Annotated in this window: 3 protein-coding genes; 1 reads left to right on the forward strand and 2 read right to left on the reverse strand. The window is 68.1% G+C overall.

The window, feature by feature from the left end; genetic code table 11:
• The first annotated feature begins 57 nt into the window (after positions 1-57).
• Positions 58-579 carry an FKBP-type peptidyl-prolyl cis-trans isomerase gene (locus tag AC1DU6_RS29770; protein ID WP_056196109.1) on the forward strand — a complete coding sequence of 174 codons (522 nt, stop codon included), beginning with the start codon at positions 58-60 and terminating at the stop codon, positions 577-579.
• 172 nt (positions 580-751) lie between these two features.
• Here AC1DU6_RS29770 and dut read toward each other — a convergent pair whose 3' ends face one another.
• Positions 752-1,201, reverse strand: a complete 450-nt coding sequence (gene dut / locus AC1DU6_RS29775) for a dUTP diphosphatase (protein WP_457325209.1) — start codon at positions 1,199-1,201, stop codon at positions 752-754.
• The coding region (locus AC1DU6_RS29780) for a phosphopantothenoylcysteine decarboxylase domain-containing protein (RefSeq protein ID WP_477861621.1) at positions 1,201-1,806 on the reverse strand (606 nt) is incomplete at its 5' end. The genes dut and AC1DU6_RS29780, both read right to left, overlap by 1 nt.

The raw sequence follows: 1,806 nt of genomic DNA on the forward strand, positions 1-1,806 counted from the left end.
GGGTAGGGCAATCTGCATGCCTTATTGTGCCGAGGGTGGTGTGGGAAAATCTCTCCCATGCAAGCGACCCGCCCCTGTGTTGTCTCCCTGCGCTGGAGACTCGAAGATGCCCAAGGCCAGCTCATCGACGAGCTGGCCGAGCCCATGGAATTCCTGCTGGGGGGTGACGACCTGTTTGCCAAGGTCGAGGAAGCGCTGGAGGGCCAGGAGGTCGGCTTCGAGACCAGCCTCGCACTGCAACCCGAGGAGGCCTTCGGCGACTACGACTCCGGCCTCGTCTGCTTCGAAGCCCGCGGGCTGTTCCCGGACGGCGTCGAGCCCGGGCTGCAGATCGAGGGCCTGCCCGAAGGCGCCGCTACCGAAGGCATGCCCGAGGACGTGGTCTACACCGTCACCGAGGTCTACCCTCAGCATGTCGTGCTCGACGGCAATCACCCGCTGGCCGGCATCGGCCTGCGCATGCACCTGACGCTGCTGGACGTGCGCGCGGCCACCGAGCAGGAGGTCGAGGCCGGTTCAGTTGGCGAGCCTATCTTCATGGTGCAGACCGGCGCGCCGCCGGACGAGCAACTGCATTGAGGCCCCTCGACCAGCCTCGCGCCGCTGAACGCGGGCGAGTCTGGTCGGTCCCCCGCGGGGACGGCGATGCTTGCGGCATCGAGCCGCACGCACATCGCCTTGCGGGCCGGCTAGGGAGYGGCCCGGCGCTCGGCCCGAAATACGGTTCAGTGCGCGCGTCTTGGCGCCCTGCTTATGCCTTGCCGGTCGAGCCGAAGCCGCCTGCTCCGCGTTCGGACGAGTCGAAGCTGTCGACGCGACGGAAGGTCGCCTGCACAACCGGCACGATGACCAGCTGCGCGATGCGCTCGAAGGGCTTGATGACGAACTCCGTCTGGCCGCGATTCCAGCAGCTGACCATGAGCTGGCCCTGGTAGTCGCTGTCGATCAGACCGACCAGGTTGCCCAGCACGATGCCGTGTTTGTGGCCCAGACCCGAGCGCGGCAGGATGATGGCCGCCAGGCCCGGGTCGGCGATATGGATGGCCAGGCCCGTAGGGATCAGCGTCGTCTGGCCGGGAGCGAGCGTGATGGGCTCACTCAGGCAGGCGCGAAGGTCGAGGCCGGCGCTGCCGGGCGTGGCGTAAGCGGGGATCTGCTCGGCCATGCGGGCGTCGAGCACTTGCAAATCAATCGGGGTCATCAGAGTCTTTTGGAAAGTTCGGTCATCAGCTCGCGCGCCAGGCTGAGCTTGTCGGCCCGGGGCAATTCGCGCTGGCCCTGCTCGTCGATGAGCAGCAGCGCGTTGTCGTCGCGGCCAAAGGTGGCGGGGCCGAGGTTGGCGACGATGAGCGGGATGCCCTTGCGGCGGCGCTTGGCGTCGGCGTGTTCTGCGAGCTTCTCGCTTTCGGCGGCGAAGCCGACGCAGTAAGGGGGCCTGTGCAGCTTGGCAACCGCGGCGAGGATGTCCGGGTTCTCGGCCATCGCGATGGTCGGCGCGGTCGCACCGCCCTCGGCTTTCTTCAGCTTGTGTTCGTGCGCCTGGGCGGGGCGCCAGTCAGCCACCGCTGCCGTCGCGATGAAAGCATGCTGGTGGGTGGCTAGCGGCAGCACGGCGTCGAACATCTGCTGCGCACTCTGTACGTCGATGCGCTGCACGCCGCGCGGTGTCGCCAGGTGCACTGGGCCCGCCACCAGCGTGACCTCGGCGCCGGCCTCGGCCGCAGCGCGGGCGATGGCGAAACCCATCTTGCCGCTGCTGTGGTTGGTGATGCCGCGCACCGGGTCGATGGGCTCGAAGGTTGGGCC

It is taken from the genome of Roseateles sp. P5_B10 (genome assembly GCF_056400485.1).

What these genes read in the sequence shown, in the direction of transcription:
- AC1DU6_RS29770 (WP_056196109.1), top strand. Translation starts at nt 58, where the DNA reads ATGCAAGCGACCCGCCCCTGTGTTGTCTCCCTGCGCTGGAGACTCGAA.
- dut (WP_457325209.1), bottom strand. Translation starts at nt 1,201, where the DNA reads ATGACCCCGATTGATTTGCAAGTGCTCGACGCCCGCATGGCCGAGCAG.